At 67.1% G+C, this 252-nt stretch carries 1 protein-coding gene and 1 pseudogene; both read right to left on the bottom strand.

Features of this window, described 5'->3' with window-relative positions; genetic code table 11:
• Nucleotides 1-127: pseudogene (locus ACLBYB_RS33625) on the bottom strand (IS5 family transposase); the annotation flags it as partial.
• Nucleotides 128-140: 13 nt separating this feature from the next.
• A partial coding sequence (locus ACLBYB_RS33620) for a transposase domain-containing protein (RefSeq protein ID WP_447701338.1) occupies nucleotides 141-252 on the bottom strand: 112 nt, incomplete at its 5' end.

Below are 252 nucleotides of genomic sequence, written 5' to 3'. Positions count from 1 at the left end.
CGTGGGGCAGTTCATGGGCCTGCCCCGGTGCGATCCGAAAGGCGATCGCGCGGCCGGCGCCGTCAGCGATCACGCAAGCCTTGGTCCCATAGCCGCCACGTGATCGGCCAACAGCTTCACGATCGTCGTAAGCGTCGTTCTCAGGCCACGGCTTTGAGGGGCTGCGGGGCGTAGGCCCAGGGCAGCAAGTCGTCGATATGGCTCTGCGGATGGCCGGCGACGATGCGGGTGATGACGTCGGTCAGGTAGGCC

Source organism: Methylobacterium sp. D54C, from assembly GCF_053345595.1.
Note: the sequence above shows the minus strand (reverse complement) of the source record. Positions and strands in the feature narration are given on the sequence as shown.